Annotated in this window: 17 protein-coding genes; 5 read left to right on the top strand and 12 right to left on the bottom strand. The window is 70.0% G+C overall.

Going from position 1 to position 17,760, the window contains the following annotated elements:
* Positions 1–53: 53 nt before the first annotated feature.
* The 3 genes from OO70_RS02555 to OO70_RS02565 all read right to left on the bottom strand — a co-directional run bounded on the left by OO70_RS02555 (position 54) and on the right by OO70_RS02565 (position 3,735).
* Positions 54–1,085 (bottom strand): hypothetical protein, encoded by a 1,032-nt coding sequence (locus tag OO70_RS02555; RefSeq protein ID WP_043663022.1) that lies wholly within the window; start codon positions 1,083–1,085, stop codon positions 54–56.
* Between the two features lie 427 nt (positions 1,086–1,512).
* Entirely contained in the window at positions 1,513–3,234 is a 1,722-nt protein-coding gene (locus tag OO70_RS02560) for an MFS transporter (RefSeq protein ID WP_043663025.1), read from the bottom strand.
* A 42-nt stretch (positions 3,235–3,276) separates the two neighbouring features.
* A complete protein-coding gene (locus OO70_RS02565; protein ID WP_043663027.1) occupies positions 3,277–3,735 on the bottom strand; it encodes a MarR family winged helix-turn-helix transcriptional regulator in 459 nt (152 codons plus the stop codon).
* An 89-nt stretch (positions 3,736–3,824) separates the two neighbouring features.
* Between OO70_RS02565 and OO70_RS02570 the strand changes: the two genes are divergently transcribed.
* Together OO70_RS02570 and OO70_RS02575 are read left to right on the top strand one after the other, a co-directional pair.
* Positions 3,825–4,400, top strand: coding sequence for an RNA polymerase sigma factor (locus tag OO70_RS02570; RefSeq protein ID WP_234336689.1), 576 nt, complete (start codon positions 3,825–3,827; stop codon positions 4,398–4,400).
* Positions 4,397–5,014, top strand: coding sequence for a hypothetical protein (locus OO70_RS02575; RefSeq protein WP_043663033.1), 618 nt, complete (start codon positions 4,397–4,399; stop codon positions 5,012–5,014). The genes OO70_RS02570 and OO70_RS02575 overlap by 4 nt, the downstream gene beginning before the upstream one ends.
* Positions 5,015–5,035: 21 nt before the next feature.
* Here the strand turns inward: OO70_RS02575 and OO70_RS02580 are convergent, their stop codons facing one another.
* Genes OO70_RS02580 through OO70_RS02610 form a run of 7 tightly spaced genes read right to left on the bottom strand, consistent with a single transcriptional unit; the run spans position 5,036 to position 12,676 of the window.
* Entirely contained in the window at positions 5,036–5,884 is an 849-nt protein-coding gene (locus tag OO70_RS02580; RefSeq protein ID WP_043663036.1) for a PaaX family transcriptional regulator, read from the bottom strand.
* Positions 5,885–5,896: 12 nt separating this feature from the next.
* Positions 5,897–6,316 (bottom strand): acyl-CoA thioesterase, encoded by a 420-nt coding sequence (locus tag OO70_RS02585; RefSeq protein ID WP_234336669.1) that lies wholly within the window; start codon positions 6,314–6,316, stop codon positions 5,897–5,899.
* A 29-nt stretch (positions 6,317–6,345) separates the two neighbouring features.
* A complete protein-coding gene (locus OO70_RS02590) occupies positions 6,346–8,715 on the bottom strand; it encodes a bifunctional salicylyl-CoA 5-hydroxylase/oxidoreductase (protein WP_043663039.1) in 2,370 nt (789 codons plus the stop codon).
* Complete coding sequence (locus tag OO70_RS02595; protein WP_043663042.1) at positions 8,712–10,370, bottom strand: AMP-binding protein; 1,659 nt, start codon at positions 10,368–10,370, stop codon at positions 8,712–8,714. The genes OO70_RS02590 and OO70_RS02595 overlap by 4 nt, the downstream gene beginning before the upstream one ends.
* Positions 10,371–10,413: 43 nt before the next feature.
* Entirely contained in the window at positions 10,414–11,367 is a 954-nt protein-coding gene (locus OO70_RS02600) for an acyl-CoA thioesterase (RefSeq protein WP_043663046.1), read from the bottom strand.
* Positions 11,364–11,849 carry a cupin domain-containing protein gene (locus tag OO70_RS02605; RefSeq protein WP_043663049.1) on the bottom strand — a complete coding sequence of 162 codons (486 nt, stop codon included), beginning with the start codon at positions 11,847–11,849 and terminating at the stop codon, positions 11,364–11,366. The genes OO70_RS02600 and OO70_RS02605 overlap by 4 nt, the downstream gene beginning before the upstream one ends.
* 2 nt (positions 11,850–11,851) lie before the next feature.
* Positions 11,852–12,676 carry a fumarylacetoacetate hydrolase family protein gene (locus OO70_RS02610; protein WP_043663052.1) on the bottom strand — a complete coding sequence of 275 codons (825 nt, stop codon included), beginning with the start codon at positions 12,674–12,676 and terminating at the stop codon, positions 11,852–11,854.
* A 148-nt stretch (positions 12,677–12,824) separates the two neighbouring features.
* On the opposite strand from OO70_RS02610, the gene OO70_RS02615 reads away from it, so the two are divergent.
* A complete protein-coding gene (locus OO70_RS02615) occupies positions 12,825–13,244 on the top strand; it encodes a RidA family protein (protein WP_043663054.1) in 420 nt (139 codons plus the stop codon).
* A gap of 364 nt (positions 13,245–13,608) precedes the next feature.
* Positions 13,609–14,268 (top strand): MSMEG_1061 family FMN-dependent PPOX-type flavoprotein, encoded by a 660-nt coding sequence (locus tag OO70_RS02620; RefSeq protein ID WP_043663057.1) that lies wholly within the window; start codon positions 13,609–13,611, stop codon positions 14,266–14,268.
* Between the two features lie 126 nt (positions 14,269–14,394).
* Here the strand turns inward: OO70_RS02620 and OO70_RS02625 are convergent, their stop codons facing one another.
* Entirely contained in the window at positions 14,395–15,285 is an 891-nt protein-coding gene (locus OO70_RS02625; RefSeq protein WP_234336670.1) for an NHL repeat-containing protein, read from the bottom strand.
* Positions 15,286–15,415: 130 nt separating this feature from the next.
* Positions 15,416–16,105: a glycosyltransferase family protein gene (locus OO70_RS02630; RefSeq protein WP_106971596.1), complete on the bottom strand. Its 690-nt coding sequence runs from the start codon at positions 16,103–16,105 to the stop codon at positions 15,416–15,418.
* A 367-nt stretch (positions 16,106–16,472) separates the two neighbouring features.
* Here OO70_RS02630 and OO70_RS02635 point away from each other — a divergent pair, with 367 nt between their 5' ends.
* Positions 16,473–17,678, top strand: coding sequence for a glycosyltransferase (locus tag OO70_RS02635; protein ID WP_043663062.1), 1,206 nt, complete (start codon positions 16,473–16,475; stop codon positions 17,676–17,678).
* The last annotated feature ends 82 nt before the right edge of the window (positions 17,679–17,760 follow it).

Below are 17,760 nucleotides of genomic sequence, written 5' to 3' on the forward strand. Positions count from 1 at the left end.
TTCCTCCAACTCGCGTGCGGGTACGGGTGGTTCGGGGGAGCGAAGCGGCGTGCTCAGTCGCCGGTCAGCTTCCCGGCGGTGACGACCTCGACGTCGTCGACCGTGACGGTGCAGCCGCGCATCGCGATGTCGAGGTGGGCGTACGACTCACGTCCGAGGACCGGGTGCGGGCCTGTCGACCAGAGGAAGTTGCCGGCGAAGGCGCGGGCGTCCATGCCCATCAGGTCGTCCTTGCCGTACATCGCCGTGGCGAACCAGTCGGCCGTGCGCATCAGACCCCAGCCCATGTGGGAGAGGCTGCGCGCCCACTGGTCCCGGGCGTCCTCGAAAAAGGTCGACAGCAGTTCGGCCTCGGCGCCGCCGGACACCTTCTCGATGTGCCCGCCCGCGATCTGGAGGGTGACGGGGGAGCGGACGTACTCCTTGAAGGGCAGCAGGATGTCGCCCTCGGCGAGCACGATCTGCCCGTCGGAGATCTCCGGCCAGCACAGCACCATCGTGCTCGGCCAGTGGTCCCAGCGGCCCGGGTCGTCGGCGAAGCCGCACTGGAACTCCGGCTTGGCGCCTGCGAGTTGGACGGTGAGGTCGGTTCCCGCGTCCGAGGTGACCCGCATGACGGACGACCGCTCAAGCAGGTCGACGCCCTCCAACACCTCTGCTTTGTCGCCCTCCTTGGGGAGGTTGCGGATCAGCACGTCGGGGGCGTCGCAGACGAAGATGATGCGGGTGCCGGCGCGCAGGATCTCCTGCTGGACCGGTGCGTGGATGAATCCCTCGCGGGTCAGGTCGACGACGAGGTCGGCGGACTTCAACAGGTCTTGCGCGGTGCTGTCGTTGAGCACCGAGACCAGGCCGGGACCCGCACCGGTGTGGGTGCTCGGCATCGGCGCGGGGCTGCCGCCCGGCACGGTCGCGGAGATGACATGCGCCCCGCACGCCTTGGCGGCACCGAAGGCGGCGGCGACGTAATCGCCTCGGCTGCCTGGTTCGGACAGCACCACGACGTGCTCGCCGCTGCGCAGCTTGCAGAGCTTCAGTTCGCGGGTGAAGGCGTCGAGCAGGTCGACGGACGAAAGATCGAACACGGGCTTCTCCAGATATCGCTGAGGGGTACCGATCGCATGCTTCGACGGGCTGCGGGCATGACGCAGACACGCTCCGGGCACGGCGACGGAAGGGGAGCGAGGAGAGGAGGCGAGAGGGGGGAGTCGGGGAGCGGAGGCAGGGCGAACAGGCCCCGCGGTGCATGGTTGAGCAGCGGATTCGCGGCGGTGGGGTACCGCCCGACAGAGATAATCCGAGCACGTACTATCTCGGCTTGGCAAGGGGGCGGCCGCCGAGTTAACACGCTTATTTCATGACGACCCGTCGGGGAAATCGCGAACTTACGACCTGACCTCGGCTTCGTATGTCGATCGCTGAAGGGCGCTTGTCGAGAGGATCTGCATACGACTGTGGCGGGCCCGTCGGTTGTCGGGCCCGCCACGTGTCGTTGCCGGTGTGCGGTGGCAGTCAGGCCGCCCCGTCGCGCAGCGCCGGCAGGCTGGCCGACGTCAGTTGCCGTGGTGCGTTGTCGGGGGCGACAAGGACGACGGTGCAGGTGGCCGCGTGGGTGAGGGCAGTGGTGAAGCTGCCTTCCGCGAACTGGGTGAGCGGGCCGTGCGGTGAGCGGCCGACGGCGATGGCGCGCGCACCCGTGTCGGCGGCGTGCCGGGCCAGTACGCGGCCGGCGGCGGCGTGGTCGCCGACGGTGGTGAGGATCTGGCCGGTCGCCTGGACGCCCCGCTCCGCGAGACGGTCGAGGTGGGCGGTCACGGCGGCGCGGGCCTGGTCGCGCGTCTCTGTGTCAGCGGCCAATTCCTCGACCACTGCGGTCAGTTGGACGTGTACGACCTCCAGCGGGCTGCGCGTGTCGCGGGCGATGCGGGCCGCCGCGTCGACGATGGCGGGGGCTTCGTCATGGGCGGCGACGGCGACGATGACCGCGGGTGCGCTCCCGCTCGCGGCCTTGCCGACCGGGATGAGCGTCGGGGCGACGGACTCGCCCTCGCCGGTGTGCTGTTCGGCCTCGCGGAGCAGCCGGTGTCCGCTGGCCAGGACCGGGATGGCGAGCAGGAAGGTGGCGGCGCCCAGGTAGAAGGGGACGCTGAGGTCGGTGGCGTCGGCGAGCTTGCCGGCCGCGTACGGGGCGAGGCCGCCGCCGATGAAGCGCAGGAAGCCGTACGCGGACGAGGCGACGGGTCGCTCCACCGGCGAGACGAGCATGACGGCCTGGGTGGTCAGGGTGTTGTTGATGCCGATGAACGCGCCGCTGACGATGACCGCCACGATCACCACGGTCGGCGTGGCGACGCCCGCGGCGATCACGGCCATCACGACGGAGAGACCGGCCAGATTGACGTACAGGACCGGCGCGGTGCCGTACCGGGCCTGCAGGCGCGGGGCGAAGAAGACACTGAACGCGGCCACGAGCAGACCCCAGCCGGTGAACACGAGACCGAGCTGATGGGCGTTCAGTTCCATGGGGTAAGGGGCGTAGCCCAGCATGGTGAAGAAGCCCCAGTTGTACAGCAGCGCCATGATGCCCATCGTCAGCAGACCGCGATGGCGCAGTGCCTTCAGCGGCGCGAGGGGCGAGGTGACGTGCTTCGGCTTGGGCAGGTCCGGCACGAACACGGCCGTGGCGACGAGCGCGATGGCCATCAGGACCGCGACGCCGAAGAACGGGCCGCGCCAGCTGATGCCGCCCAACTCACCGCCGAGCAGCGGCCCTACGGCGATACCGAGGCCCAGCGCCGTCTCGTACAGGATGATCGCGCCACCGAACCCGCCGCTGGCCGAGGCCACGATGACGGCCAGGGAGGTGGCGATGAACAGGGCGTTGCCCAGCCCCCAGCCCGCGCGGAAGCCGACGATGCCGTTGATGGAACCGGAGGTGCCGGCCAGGGCGGCGAAGACCACGATGACCGCCAAGCCTATGACGAGGGTGCGCTTGGCGCCGAACCGGCTCGAGAACCAGCCCACGAACAGCATCGCCACCGCCGTCACGATCAGATAGCTGCTGAACAGCAGGGAGACCTGGCTCGGTGTGGCGTGCAGGTTCTTCGCCAGGGCGGGGAGGATCGGGTCGACGAGCCCGATCCCCATGAAGGAGATGACGCAGGCGAACGCGACGGCCCAGACGGCCCTGGGCTGCCGGAACGGGCTTGCGGCATTTCCGTGTGGTGAGCTCATGTGTGCTTTTCCTCCAGGGAGTTGAAGGGTGAGGCGGCGACCTCAGGAGTGCGACTGACGGTCCTCGATCGCTCGGGCCAGGGCCGGGAGGGCGACCTTCACCGCCTGCTGCTCCGGCTCGGTCAGTTCCTCGATGAGGAGGTGGAGGGCCTGGGCGCGTTCGGCGCGCCGCTGTCGGGAGACCTCTCGTCCCGTGTCAGTCACCTCCACGAGTACGCCTCGGCCGTCGCTGCGGTCCGCGGTGCGCCGTACCAGGTCCGCGCGCTCCAGCCGGGTGACGAGCTGCGTCATGTTCGGCTGGGAGGCGCCCTCCGCGCGGGCCAGATCGGTCAGTCGGCACGGGCCCTCGCGTCCCAGGCGGCCGAGGACGGCGGAGGCCGCCATGCTCAGACCGCCGGTGACGGCGCTCTGGCGGACGTAGCGGACCATCTTCTCGACGGCGACGATCAGGTCCTCCGGGGAGGCCTCGGAGGCCGACAGATCCATAACGCGCTTATGCATAATGACATTATGCACTTACCTGTAGCTTGAATCAATATCGAGGGCTGAAAGGAACCGGCGGGTGCCGGACAGTACGGGTTGTGGAATCCATGACGGAACAGGAGGCGCGCCGGAAGCAGCAGGCGCGCTTCGAAGGGCTGGCGCGCGTGGTGGTGGAACCGCTGCACCGGTATCTGCTGCGACGGACGAGCGCCGACACGGTCGAGGACATCCTGTCCGAGACGATGCTGGTGCTGTGGCGTCGCATTGACGAAGTCCCCGGGCTGGGAACGGGTTCCGCGCCCGATCCTGATCCTGATGACGTGCTGCCGTGGTGCTACGGGGTGGCTCGGGGGTGCCTGGCGAACGCCCGTCGGGCTGACGGGCGCAGACTCCGGCTGGTGGAGCGGCTGATCCGGAGCCACGAGCAGTCACCGGCCCAGGCCGCCGATCACGGCGAGCTGCACGCCGCGCTCGACGCCCTCGCGCCGCAGGACCGCGAGGTGGTCCAGCTGTGGGCGTGGGAGGGGCTGGCGCCGCGTCAGATCGCGGAGGCGACCGGGATGACCTCCAACGCGGTGAGCATCCGGCTCCACCGGGCGAAAAAGAAACTCGCCGCACAGTTGGGGCGAAAGGATGCCGAACCGACCGGACACAAGAGGGATGAAGGAAGGAGCAGTCAGTGAATGACGACGAGCTGCTGGCCCGGCTGAAGTCTGCGGACCCCGCACTGACCACCCAAGCTCCGCCGCCCGACATCAACCGTCTTGTGGAGGCCACTTTGAACACCGACACCGCGCTGCAGTCGGCGACCGCCGTCGCCGGCACCACGACCGTGGGATGGGCACGCCGTCATCTCCTGGGTCTCGCGGCGGCTGCCGCCCTGCTGATGGTCGGCGGCGGCGTAGCCGGAGGAATCATGGCGAACGACGACCACAACAGCGTCGCCAAGGGTCCTTCGACCCCGGCCGGTGCGCTGCGGCTCACCGCCGAGGGCGGCTCCGCCAAGTGCGTGGAACCCAGCCCCGACACCCTCGGCAAATACCCCACGCTCTTCGAAGGAACGGTCACTTCCGTCAACGGTTCGACCACCACCTTCCGTGTCGACCAGTGGTTGAAGGGCGGCGACGCGGACACGGTCGTCCTCGTCAGCGACACCAGCATCCCGGAGACGCTGACGTTCTCGGAAGGCGACCACTACATCGTGGGCGCCACCAAGGACGGCGTCGTCCCGCCGTGCGGTGCGAACGGCGCGGATGCCGCGACCATCAGGGAGTTCCGTCAGGCATTCGGAAAGTGAGCGTATGAACTCGCCACCGGATCAAGGGGATTCGGCCAGCAGGCCCCGGGCGAACCCGTGCGCCGGGTCCGCCAGGGCCTGCCGGAGGGTGGCGAAGAGATCCGCCGCCGTCGCGCCGGACCACGTGGCGGGGAGGAGGGTGCCGGGCAGCCCCGGGTCGAGATAGGGCAACCGGCGCCAGGCGGTGAGGACATGGACGTAGTCGATGAACGCGGCCCGGTCGGACACCTCGCCGGTCCCGGCCCAACGCCCGGCCATCGGCGTGAACTCGGCGACGAAATCGTCGTAGAGCTTCTGGAGCGCGTCCAAGTCCCACCAGTGGCCCACCTGTTCGGCAGGGTCGCCGAAGGCCACGTAGTCGGCGCGGAACAGGTCGACGTACTGGTCCAGGCCGTGTCGCAGCAGGTGGTCGCGGGTGTCGTCGAGGGCGTGGGCCGGGGCGATCCACACCCCCGACGACACCGTGCCGAAGCCCAACCACGCCAGCCGTGACCGGAGTTGGTGCCGGTGCTGACGCTCGCTCTCCGGCACCGAGAAGACGGCGATGACCCAGCCGTCGTCGGTGGCGGCGTGGCGTTCGAAGATACGGCGGTCACCGGTCTCCAGGACGGACCGGGCGTACGGCGAGAGCGCGTAGCCCGCACGGCCTTCCCGGCGCTCGGCCACCAGAATCTCGCGGCGCTTCAGCCGGGAGATCGACGAGCGGACCGCCTGGGCGTCGACGTCGAGTTCGGCGAGCAGACGGATCAGGGTGCTCACACTGATCCAGCCGCCGACCTCGCGCGCGTAGAGGCCGTACACCGTCACGATCAGGGATCGCGGCGGTGCGGGCTGGCCCGGGCTGTCGTCAACGAGATCGCTTGCCGTCATGATCGGATTATTTTAGTGCGCACTGGCGCCGTCCGGCTCCGCCCGGCCTGCGGCGCCCGCCGCGTCCAGCGCCGCGCGCCAGGCGGCCGGCCACGGCGCGCTGCCCCCGGTCTCCTTGTCGGGGACGTGCACGGTGACATAGCTGCCCCGGGCGGCACGCCGGTCCGGCTTGCCGTCCTCCGTGCTCCGCCACACCTCGAAACCGAAGGTCATCGAGGACCGGCCGAGGCGGATCAGCTCGACCCGCGTCTCGACCTCCTCGCCGAACCGGATCGACGCCTCGAACTCCACCTCGTACCGCACCCTCGGTGCCACCGGGAAGTAGCCCGGGATGTCGTACCTGCGCATCAGTTCAGCCTCCGCCGCCTCGGCGAACCGGACGACGGTGGTGTTGTGGTAGATCCCGGCCGCGTCGGTGTCGATCCACTCCACGCGGGCACGATGGACGCCGTACGGGACGCTCATTCCGCTGCCCCGCCCGGCGTCCACCGCAGGTGCACGGCGTCCCGCGGAGTCTCCCGCAGCAGCGCGAGACGCGGGCGGACCGCGTCGGTGCGCGACGTGGGGGGCTTGCGGCGGCCCGCCGCGAACTGCGTCGGCCAGTCGGCACCCGGGCCGCGGTACTCCTGCTCGGCGGCTGCCTGAAGAGTCCACTGCGGGTTGTAGAGGTGGGTGCGGCCGAGCGCGCACAGGTCGGCCCGCCCGGCGAGCAGGATCGAGTTGACGTCGTCGTAGGACGAGATCGCTCCTACGGCGATCACGGCCGCCCCTGCCGGAGCGGCGACCTCGTGCCGGATACGGTCGGCGAACGGCGTCTGGTACGAGCGCCCGTACGCCGGCTTCTCGTCCTTGGTGACCTGCCCCGACGACACGTCTACGGCCGCGGCGCCGTGCGCGACGAACGCCCGCGCGATCTCGACCGCGTCGTGCTCGGTGTTGCCGTCCGGGATCCAGTCGGTGGCGGAGATGCGCACCGTCACCGGGCGGTCGGCGGGGAAGGCGGACCGTACGGCGTCGAAGACCTCCAGCGGGAAGCGCAGCCTGTTCGTCAGGTCGCCGCCGTACTCGTCGGTGCGGTGGTTGGCGACGGGGGAGAGGAAAGAGGAGAGCAAGTAGCCGTGGGCCGCGTGTACTTCGAGGAGGTCGAAGCCTGCTTCGGCGCCTCGGCGGGCGGCGGACACGAAGTCGGCCACGACCGCGTCCATGTCGGCCCGCGTCATCTCGCGCGGTGTGTGGCAGCCCGTGCCGTAGGGCAGCGGGGACGGGCCCACGACCTCCCAGTTGCCCTCGGTGAGAGGCTCGTCAATGCCCTCCCACATGAGCCGAGTTGAGCCCTTGCGGCCCGAATGCCCCAGCTGGAGACCGATCTTCGCCGTGCTGCGCCCGTGGACGAAGTCGGTGACCCGGATCCACGCGTCGCGCTGCGTGTCGTTCCACAGGCCCGTGCAGCCCGGGGTGATGCGGGCCTCGGGGGAGACGCAGACCATCTCGGTCATCACCAGGCCGGCTCCGCCTAGCGCCTTGGAGCCGAGGTGGACGACGTGGAAGTCGTCCGGCACTCCGTCGACGGCGGAGTACATGTCCATCGGCGAGACCACGATCCGGTTCTTCAACTCCAGGCCGCCGATGGAGAACGGCTGGAACATCGCCGGGACCGACTCGGTGAGGCCCTGGGCTTCGGCGAAGCCGCGTTGGATCAGGTCGGCGAAGCCGGGGTCGCGGTCCTTGAGGTTGTCGAAGGTGATCCGGCGGGAACGCGTGAGCAGGTTGAAGCAGAACTGCGCGGGGTCCTGGTCGGCGTAGCGGCCGATGTTCTCGAACCACTCGAGCGAGGCCTGGGCGGCGCGCTGGGTGGACTCCACCACGGGGCGGCGCTCGGTCTCGTACGCCGTCAACGCCTCGTCCACGGTGGGGTGTTCGTGCAGACACGCGGCGAGCGCGAGGGCGTCCTCCATGGCCAGCTTGGTGCCGGAGCCGATCGAGAAGTGCGCGGTGTGGGCCGCGTCGCCGAGCAGGACCACGTTGTGGTGGTGCCAGCGCTCGTTGCGGACCGTCGTGAAGTTCAGCCAACGGGAGTTGTTCGTCAGGAGCGCGTGTCCGGCGAGTTCACCGGCGAAGATCTCGCGGATCCGGGCCACCGACTCCTCGTCGCTGATCCCGGGCGGGAACTGCGTACCCTCCGTCGCGTCGAAGCCGGCCTTGCGCCACACGTCCTCCGCCATCTCGACGATGAACGTCGAACCGGAGTCCGAGAAGGGGTAGCCGTGGATCTGCATGGTCCCGAACTCGGTCTGCTTGACGAGGAATTGGAACGCCTCGAAGACCCGGTCGGTGCCCAGCCACATGTACTTGTTCGTGCGCTGATCGAGGGAGGGGGCGAAGGCGTCCGCGTACTTGGTGCGCACGGCCGAGTTGATGCCGTCCGCCGCGACCACGAGGTCGTAGGAGCCGCGCAGTTCGTCCACTTCCGGGGCGAGGGTTCGGTAGTGCACGGTGACGCCGAGTTCGGCGGCCCGTTCCTGGAGGATGTGCAACAGGTCCTTGCGGGCCATCGCCGCGAAGCCCTGGCCGCCGACCGTGAAGGGGTGGCCGTCGAACTCGATGTCGATGTCGGTCCAGCGGGCGAACCGGCTCTCCATCGCGTCGTGGACGACGGTGTCCGCGTTCTCGATGCCGCCGAGGGTCTCGTCGGAGAAGACCACGCCGAAGCCGAAGGTGTCGTCGGGTGCGTTGCGCTCCCACACGGTGATCTCATGGGTGGGGTCGAGCTGCTTCATCAGCGCGGCGAGGTACAGCCCACCAGGCCCGCCGCCCACGATCGCGATCCTCATGCCTGGTTCTCCTTCTCGACGATCTGACGCAGCAGGAAGTGCTGAAGCTTTCCGCTGGTGTTGCGGGGCAGCGCGTCGCAAAAACGCACCGCGCGGGGGTACTTGTACGGCGCCAGGTGCGCCTTGACGTGGTCCTGGATGTCCTTGACCTTGGCGTCGTCGCCGACGACTCCCTCGGCCAGGACGACGAACGCGCAGACGACGGAGCCGCGTTCGGGGTCGGGCTTGGCGACCACGGCCGATTCGACGACGTCCGGGTGGGTGTTGATCGCGGACTCGACCTCGGGGCCGCCGATGTTGTACCCGGAGGAGACGATCATGTTGTCCGTGCGGGTGCGGTAGTAGAAGTAGCCGTCCTCGTCGCGGACGAAGGTGTCGCCGGTGACGTTCCAGCCGTTCACGACGTAGTTCTCCTGGCGCCGGTCGTCGAGATAGCGGCAGCCGACCGGGCCGATCACGGCCAGCCGCCCCTCGACACCGGGGCCGACCTCCTCGCCGTCCAGGTCGAGGACGGTGGCGCGGTATCCGGGGACGGGCCTGCCGGTCGAGCCGGGGCGGATGTCGTCGCCGGCGGCGGAGATGAAGATGTGGATCATCTCGGTGGCGCCGATGCCGTCGATGACCTTGATCCCGGTCTCCTCGTGGAGCTGCTGCCACACCTCTTCCGGTATGTGCTCCCCGGCGCTGACCGCGGCGCGCAGACCGTGCAGGCGGTCCGCCTTGCCGGCCTTGAGGATCTGCCGGTACGCCGTCGGCGCGGTCGCCAGCACGGTGACCCCCGCTTCGGCGACCAGCTCGGCCAGTGGCTCCGGCGCCACGGCCTCCGTCAGCAGCGCGCACGCACCGGCCCGCAGGGCGCAGACGACCAGGATGCCGAGCCCGAAGGTGAACGCGAGCGGCGCGGTGCACGACACCAGATCGTCCGGCCGTAGGCGCAGTGTGTGCCGGCCGAAGGTGTTGTCGATCGACAGGATGTCGCGGTGGAAGTGGGTCGTGATCTTCGGTACGCCGGTGCTGCCCGAGGTGGGGCCGAAGAGGGTGACGTCGTCGGCGGCGGTGTCGACCGCGGTGAACTCGGCCGGTTTCGCCGCCACTTGGCGCGTCAGGTCGTCGGGCGCGTCGCCGCCGTACGCCACGATCGTGAGGTCCGGCAGGACGGAGTCGCGTACGGCCTCGACGTCCGCGGTGAAGCGGTGGTCGACCAGGGCGACGGTCGGGCGGGTCTTCTCGACGACGGGGGTGAGTTCGCGGGCGCGCAGGGCCGCCATGGTGGTGACGACGATGCCGCCGGCCTTGAGGACGCCCAGCCAACACGCCACGATCCAGGGGTTGTTGGGGGCGCGCAGGAGGACCCGGTTGCCGGGGACCAGGCCGAGGTCGTCGGTGAGGACGTGGGCGATCTGGTTGGCGCGGCGCAGCAGCTCGCTGTAGGTCCACACCTCGCCCTCCGGGGTGCGCAGGGCCGGGCGGTCGGGGCCGAAGCGGGCGGTGGGTACGTCGATGAGTTCGGTGCCGGCGTTGAGGCGCTCGGGGTACCGGAGTTCGTCGGTGGTGAACTCCAGGACCGGCCACTGGGCGCGTGGCGGGAGGTGGTCGCGGGCGAACGTGTCCGGATAGGCGGAGGGCGAGAGGTCCATCTGGTCCAGCGGGTCCATCGGGAGGTTCCTTTCCGCAGGCCGGGGGCGGGCCGTGCAGGGATCAGGAGCTGCGGATCAGGCCTTCCTGGACGACGGTGGCCAGGTGGGTACCGGTGGTGGTGAAGAACCGGCCGACGGCGAGGCCGCGACCGGCGTCGGCGGCGACGGCTTCTTGGACGTAGAGGAGCCACTCGTCCATGGGGCCGGGCCGGTGGAACCACATCGCGTGGTCGAGGCTGGCCGTGACGAGTCCGGGCTTGGCCCACGGCAAGTCCAGTACGCGCAGGACGGGTTCGAGGATCGTGTAGTCGCAGACGTAGGCGAGCGCGGCGAGGTCGCGCTGCTCGTCGGTCAGACCGTCGACGGGACGCAAGGCGTCGAACGGCCTTACCCACAAGGCCTGTTGGGGCACGCGCTCGCCCTCGACCGTGAGGTAGACGGGTCCGGGAATGTGCCGCATGTCGAAGCTGCGGCCGCCGCTCCAGTACTCCTCGGAGGTGTCCGTCATCGTGCCCCGGGGCGCGGCGGTGTCGCGCAAGTACGAGGCGGAGCTGGGCAGTTCGGTGGGATCCGGGACGCCGGCAGGGGGTTCGGCGGCGAAGGTGGCGCCCGGCTCGCCCGCGGCGAAGTTGGCGAGGCAGGTGTAGACGGGCTTGCCGTTCTGGAAGCCGCGGACCTGGCGGGTGGCGTAGCCGCGGCCGTCGCGCAGCAGCTCCACCTCGTAGCGGACCTCGGCGCCGATGTCGACCGGCCGCAGGAAGTAGGAGTGCATCGAGTGCAGCGTCTTGCCCTCGACCGAGCGCATCGCGGCGGCCGTGGCCTGGGCCACCATGTCGCCGCCGTACGCCTTCGGCCACGGGCACGGCTGGGTGGTCGCGGTGAAGGCGAGGTCGAAGTGCTCGGGCTCGACGGGGGTGAGCGCGATCGCGTCGGTGAAGACCGCCGAGGTCGGGCCGGAGCGGACGTCGGCGCGGGTGGCTCGGGAGTCGGCGCCGGTGCTCTGGGTGTCGTTCACGGCCGGTCCAGCCAGTCGCGCAGGTCGGCGTCGGCCACCTCGTCCAGGTTGACCACGATGTTCTCCGGGGTACGGGTCGTCATCCAGGTCAGCGGGTTGTTGCGGTCGAGGTTGCACTCGACGTGCGGCATGAACGGCGGGACGAAGACCCAGTCGCCCTCCGAGAGGTCGAGATAGTCCTCGAAGCGCTCGCCGAAATAGATCCGGGCTCGGCCCGAGAGGACGTAGCCGCCGGTCTCGGCCTCGCCGTGGTGGTGGGGGACCGAGCGGTAGCCCGACTCGTTGCTCACCTTCCCGAACCACAGCTTCGTGGCCGGCGTGTGCTGGACGGAGACGCCGGAGATCCGGCTCGCGCCGGCGGACTGGCCGGTGGCACCGAACTCCAGACCGGCACGGGTCACGACCGGTACGACCAGGCCGGACTCGTTCGCGTACGACGAGTTGTCGCCCTCTAGGACGTACTCGGAGAAATCGGGTTCCATGATCAGCTCCTGGAGTCGGTGAGACGGAGACGGTTGCGCAGGGTGCCGATGCCCGGGATCTCGGTCTCGACGAGATCGCCGTCGGCGAGATGGACCGGCGGCGTCATGCCGGACCCCACGCCGCCGGGGGTGCCGGTGAGCACGATGTCGCCGGGACGCAGCACCGTGAAGGTGGAGATGTAGGCGAGCAGATCGGCGGCGTCGAACACCAGCGTGCGCGTGTTGCCGCGCTGCCGCTCGACGCCGTTCACCCGGCAGATCACCTCGACACCCGCGACCGGGTCGAGTGCGTCGGGTGTGACGACCACCGGTCCCAGCGGGGTGGTGCGGTCCCACGCCTTGCCCTGGAACCACTGCAGCGTGCGCTTCTGCCAGTCCCGCACGCTGATGTCGTTGGCGACGGTGTATCCGGCGATGGCCCGTCCGGCCGTGTGCCGGTCCGCGCGGCTGAGTTCCGCCCCGACGACGACCGCGAGCTCCGCCTCCCAGTCCACGTCGAGGCCGGGCGGGAGGGCCAGGTCGTCCTCGGGGCCGGTCAGCGTGTCGGCGTACTTGGCGAAGAGCGTGGGGTGCGTCGGCAGCTCGCGGCCCATCTCGGTGATGTGGTCGCCGTAGTTCAGGCCGCAGCAGACGACCTTGCGCGGGGACGGGAGCGGCAACACCGGGGTGGCGCCCGGCAGTTCGGCCCCGGCGAGGCCCGCGACACGGTCGGGTTCGGTGGTCGTCAGCAGCGCGGAGAGGTCGTCGGCCGGGAGTGCCCGCCAGTGGTCGCCGTCGAGAACGGCGGCCGTGGTGCGGCCGCCGTGGGCCACGGTGGCGAGCTTCATGGGCGTTCTCCTCGGGGGTGGCGGCGGTCGGAGTGGGTGACCGGGCTGCGTGCGTTATAGCGAGATTTTCACGACCGTCGAAAACAGTCAATAGATGAGTTAGGGTGGCTGCACCAGCGCGTCCGATCCGTCCGAGGAGGAACCCGTCATGACTCCGATCCCGGTGAACCCGCCCTCGCTCCCCGCACCGAGCGGCTATTCGCACGGCACGCTGAGCGGCAACACGCTGTATCTGGGTGGGCAGACGGCCCTGGACGCGGACATGCGGATCGTCCCCGGTGGCATCGTCGAGCAGTTCCGGCAGGCGTTCGGCAACGTGCTCACCACGCTGCGGGCGGCCGGCGGGATCCCCGAGGACTTGGTGAGCCTGACGCTCTACCTCACCGACATCCCCGACTACCAGGCACACGGCAAGGAGATCGGAAAGGCCTGGCGTGAGCTCGCGGGCCCGGTCTACCCGGCGATGGCCGGCATCGGCACGACCGCGCTGTGGCAGCCGGAGGCGATGATCGAGATCCTCGGCGTCGCGGTGATTCCGGATGAGCGGGTGATTCGGGCGGGGGAATGAGAGGCCGGTGACGGGCTGACCCGGGGTTGATGTTGGGGCGGGCGGGCGGGCGGCTTGCGGGTTCGGCCGGCCGTGGTGTGGATGCGCGTCGGCTCGGTGCCGGGTTTGGGCCGGGTGGGTCGTTTGGCGGGGCGGTCGGAGACTGGGGCGGGGATCGTGAGGTGGGTCTCGCTGCCGGGCTCACTGTGGCCGGGGTACCGGTGGGGTGGGTGCGCGTGGCGACCTTCGGCGGTGGCGTACGTGACGCAGACCCGGGGAGAGGACTGGCACCGTTCCGCGATGCCCTCGGCGCGCACGGCGGTCTGTCTGTCTCCACCGCCACCGGTCAAGGTCGATCGCGCCTCGGCTCGTTAGGGTCGTAGGTATGACGACATCCCTTGCCGGCAGTGCCTTCGACTCGCTGCGCCTCGACGCCGTGTCCGACCAGGAGGCGCTGCGCCGGGTCTACGAACGCCCCAGCGACGCGGCCGTGCGGAAGCAGATGAGCGAACTCACCGAGCAGACGCGGCGGTTGATCGGTTGCGCATCGCTGGTCCTCGTCGCCAGCGCGGACGCCGAGGGCAACTGTGACGTCTCCCCGCGCGGCGGCCCCGCCGGGTTCGTCGCCGTCCTGGACGCACGGACGGTGGCGATACCGGACGCGACCGGCAACAAGCGGCTGGACACCCTGCACAACGTCATCGCCACCGGTCGGGCCGGGCTGCTGTTCGTCATCCCGGGGCGCACCACGACACTCAGGGTGAACGGCCGGGCCTGCGTCTCCACCCGCCCGGAGCTGTTGTCGCAGCTGACCGCTGTCGGCAAGCCGCCCGCCAGCGCGCTGGTGGTGGGGATCGAGGAGGTCTACCCGCACTGCCCCAAGTCGCTGCTGCGCAGCGGCGCGTGGAAGCCGGAGCAGTGGCTGCCGGCGGACGCGCAGCCTGCCTCGGCCGAGGTGACGCTGGCCCAACTCCGGATGCCGGAGCTGACGATCGCCGACATCGAGCAGACGGAGGCGGACTCGCTGAAGTACCGGTACGAGTAACGGGAAAGGTGCCCGGGCGGGAGGAAACCCGCCGGGCACCGTTCCGTGATCACTGTTCCGGTGCTCCGGTGCTCCGGTGCTCCGGTGCTCCGGTGTTTCGGACCACCGGGCGCGGTGCCTACCGCCTCATCGCGACGTCAGCCCGTTGATCCGCCACAGACCGTCGCTGGCGGTGTACGCGTCCCCGGACGCCGCCAGCGAGAAGCTGAAGGCGTTGACCCCGACGATGTTGGTGACGTGGGACTGCACCCCGGTGGCGGCGTTCACCCGCTTCACCTCGTCGCCGACCTGGAAGTAGACGAGGCCGTCGCCGCCGACGGAGATCGACGTGGGTTCGTAGGCCTCACTGGCCAGCACCCGCGTCGTACCCGTGGCCACGTTCGTCTGCAGAATGCGGCCCTGGCCCATGTCCGCGGTGTAGGCGAGTCCCGCCTTGTCGAACGCGAGGCCGTAGGAGAAGCCCAGACCCGTGGCCACCACGCGCGCTGTCCCGCCGTCCGGGACGGAGACGATCTCCCCATTGCCGTCGGTGACATAGGTCGTGGTGCCAAAGCGGGCTACACCGAAGAGCGAGGGCAGGCCGGAGGCCAGGGTACGGCGACTGCCCGTGGCGAGGGTGACCTGCTGAAGCGTGCCGTCGAAGGCGGTGATGTACGCGTTGCCGTCGGCGACGGCCACTCCACGGAGATTGCCCAGACCGGTGGTGACCGTGGTGAGCGCTCCGGTGGCCAGGTCGAGCTTGAGCAGGTCGCCTCCCGAGTAGGCCAGATACACCGCGCCGGCGTTGTCGGGGGCGATGGCGACCGGGGAGCCGGCCGCCGGGGCGATCCGCGCGCAGTCCGTGGACGGGCACTTGACGTCACCCGTCGCGGCAACTGCCGGAGCGGCGAGGGTCATTGTCGCGCCCGACGCCAGCAACGCGCCGAGGGCCAGCGCCACACCCAGCGCGCGCCCGCGTCCGGTGAGCGAGCGGGCGGGACGGTCGAGCGGGAGTCGCGTCGCGGTCCTAGATCTCATCATTGAGTCCATCCGTTCCTGTCCGTCGACGATGGGAGGGCCCGCGGGATCGCCGCGGGCACTGCACTGGCTACGGGCGGGGATACGGGGAGGTTCACCAACTGGGGCCGGGACTTTGGCGGTTGGGGAGTCAGCCCGTGGTGGTGTTGTAGTTGACGATTCGCTCCACGGTGAGGGCGACCGCACCGGACAGTGGGCTGTCCGCCCCTTTGCGCACCACGTCGGGCAGCCGGTGCGCCTCCTCCTCGGCGACTGCCACCATGCCCCAGAACGCGTTGAAGCCCGAAGGATCCTCCGGCTTGTCGGTGGCCGTCCGGACGGTCGTGACGCCGCTGCCCTCGACCAGGGCCAGCGCGCCCATCTGCCGCAGCGTGTCCGGATCACGCTCCTCGGCGGCCACCACGCTCCAACCCGCCACCTCTGTCTGTCGCAGTGCGGCGAGAAGACTGCCCGCACTGCCCGCGCCGGAGACAACGATGTCGGGCAGGACGAGAGCGACCGGTCCTCGCGTCATCGGCAAGGCGGACCGGATCGCGCCGGCGAGATCCGGTTCGAACGACTGGTCCTGATAGACGAAGACCATGTGAAAGGTCTCGGCGTAGCGCGCGAGATAACTCACCGTGTCCAGCTTGTGCGTCCCGAACACGACGACCAGGCGCACGTTGAGCCCGCTTTTGGCCAGTTCGACAACGGCCTCCAGGCTGCGGTCCAGCACGGTGACCCCGGGAGCCAGACAGTGCAGTTCCTTGGAGTAGGGCGCCCCGAACCGCGTACCGAAGCCGGCGCAGGGCAGGATGACCGAGACGTCGGGGACAGGCACGGACGAACTATGCATGGAGTGGCTCTCATGTTGTGTTGACGATCCGGAACCTTGCGTGCCTCGCCGGTTGGTGGACCAACCACCGCACGGCGCTCCAGGACAGATACCCGTCCGGTGTCGAATTCCCCCAACTCTGTTACGACAGCCCGCACTTGCCCGTGTGCCTGGACGAGGGCAGGACGCGCCCGGCCCCGACACCTTGCTGTTCGGCGACCACTGCCGCGATCACCACCACGCGACGTATGCTGCTGCCGCGCACCCGCCACGACCGTCGCATCGCCATCAACTCACCTTCGACGAGGACCGCTTGAAGCCTGGCGGGCACAGGCCGAGACGTATGGGAAGACAGAGCGAAAGAGGACGCTGAATGCGGGTGCTGTTGTCCACATACGGGACGCGTGGCGATGTCGAGCCGCTGGTGGCACTCGCGGTGCGGCTACGGGCGCTCGGCGTGGACGTGCGGATGTGCGCCCCGCCGGACGAGGAGTTCGCGGAGCGGCTGGCAGGTCTCGGGGTGCAACTGGTGCCGATCGGGCCGCCGGTGCGGGAGTTGATGCGCGGGACGACTCTGCCGTCGGCGGCGGATCTGTCCCGGTACCGGACCGAGATGGTCGACGCGCAGTTCGACATCTTCCCCGCGGCGGTCGAGGGATGTGACGCGCTGGTGGCGGCCGGCCTGGCGCAGATCGCCGCGCGGTCCGTGGCCGAGGCCGCGGGCATCCGCTACGTGTACACGAGCTATTCGGCGGTCAACCTGCCGTCGCCGCACCACGCGCCACCACCGCGGCCGGGCTGGCCGGAGCCGGAGGCGACCGACAACCGGACATTGTGGGAGCTGGACGCCCACAACGTGAACGTCCAATTCGCCGACCCACTCAACAGTCGGCGGGCAGCGATCGGTCTGCCACCGGTGGACAACGTGCGCGACCATGTGTTCACCGACCGGCCGTGGCTGGCGGCGGACCCGGTTCTGGGACCGTGGCGGGAGACCCCGGGCCTCGACGTGACACAGACGGGTGCGTGGACCCTGCCGGACGAACGCCCGCTCCCGGCCGACCTGTTGGCGTTCCTGGAGGCGGGCGCGCCGCCGGTCTACGTGGGCTTCGGGAGCATGAGCCCGTCGCCGGACATCGTCCGCAGGGCAGTCGAGGCGATCCGCGCACAGGGGCACCGCGTACTCGTCTCCCGAGGCTGGGCGGACCTGGATGTGGTCGACGGCCGGGACGACTGCTTCGCCATCGGCGAGGCCAATCACCAGCGGCTGTTCGGCAAGGTGGCCGCCGTGGTGCACCACGGCGGAGCGGGTACGACGCTCACGGCCGCCCGGGCGGGCACCCCGCAAGTGGTGGTACCTCTCCAACTGGCGGACAACCCCTATTGGGCCGGCCGGGTCGCCGACCTGGACATCGGCGTGGCACTGGACGGTCCGACGTCGACCGCCGAGTCGCTGAGCGTCGCCTTCAAGACGGCCTTCGCACCCGAGACCCAGGCGCGGGCAAGGGCGCTGGGCGCCAAGCTCCGCACCGACGGAGCGGCGGTGGCCGCGAGCCTGCTGCTCGACGCCCTCCGGTGAGCGGGACCGGCGGGATGGGCGTCCAAGTTCCCGGGCCCGTGCCCGCGTTGGTGTGATCGTTCCTGCCGGTCACCTACAACCG

Source organism: Streptomyces xylophagus (assembly GCF_000716435.1).
Taxonomy (GTDB): Bacteria; Actinomycetota; Actinomycetes; order Streptomycetales; family Streptomycetaceae; genus Streptomyces; species Streptomyces xylophagus.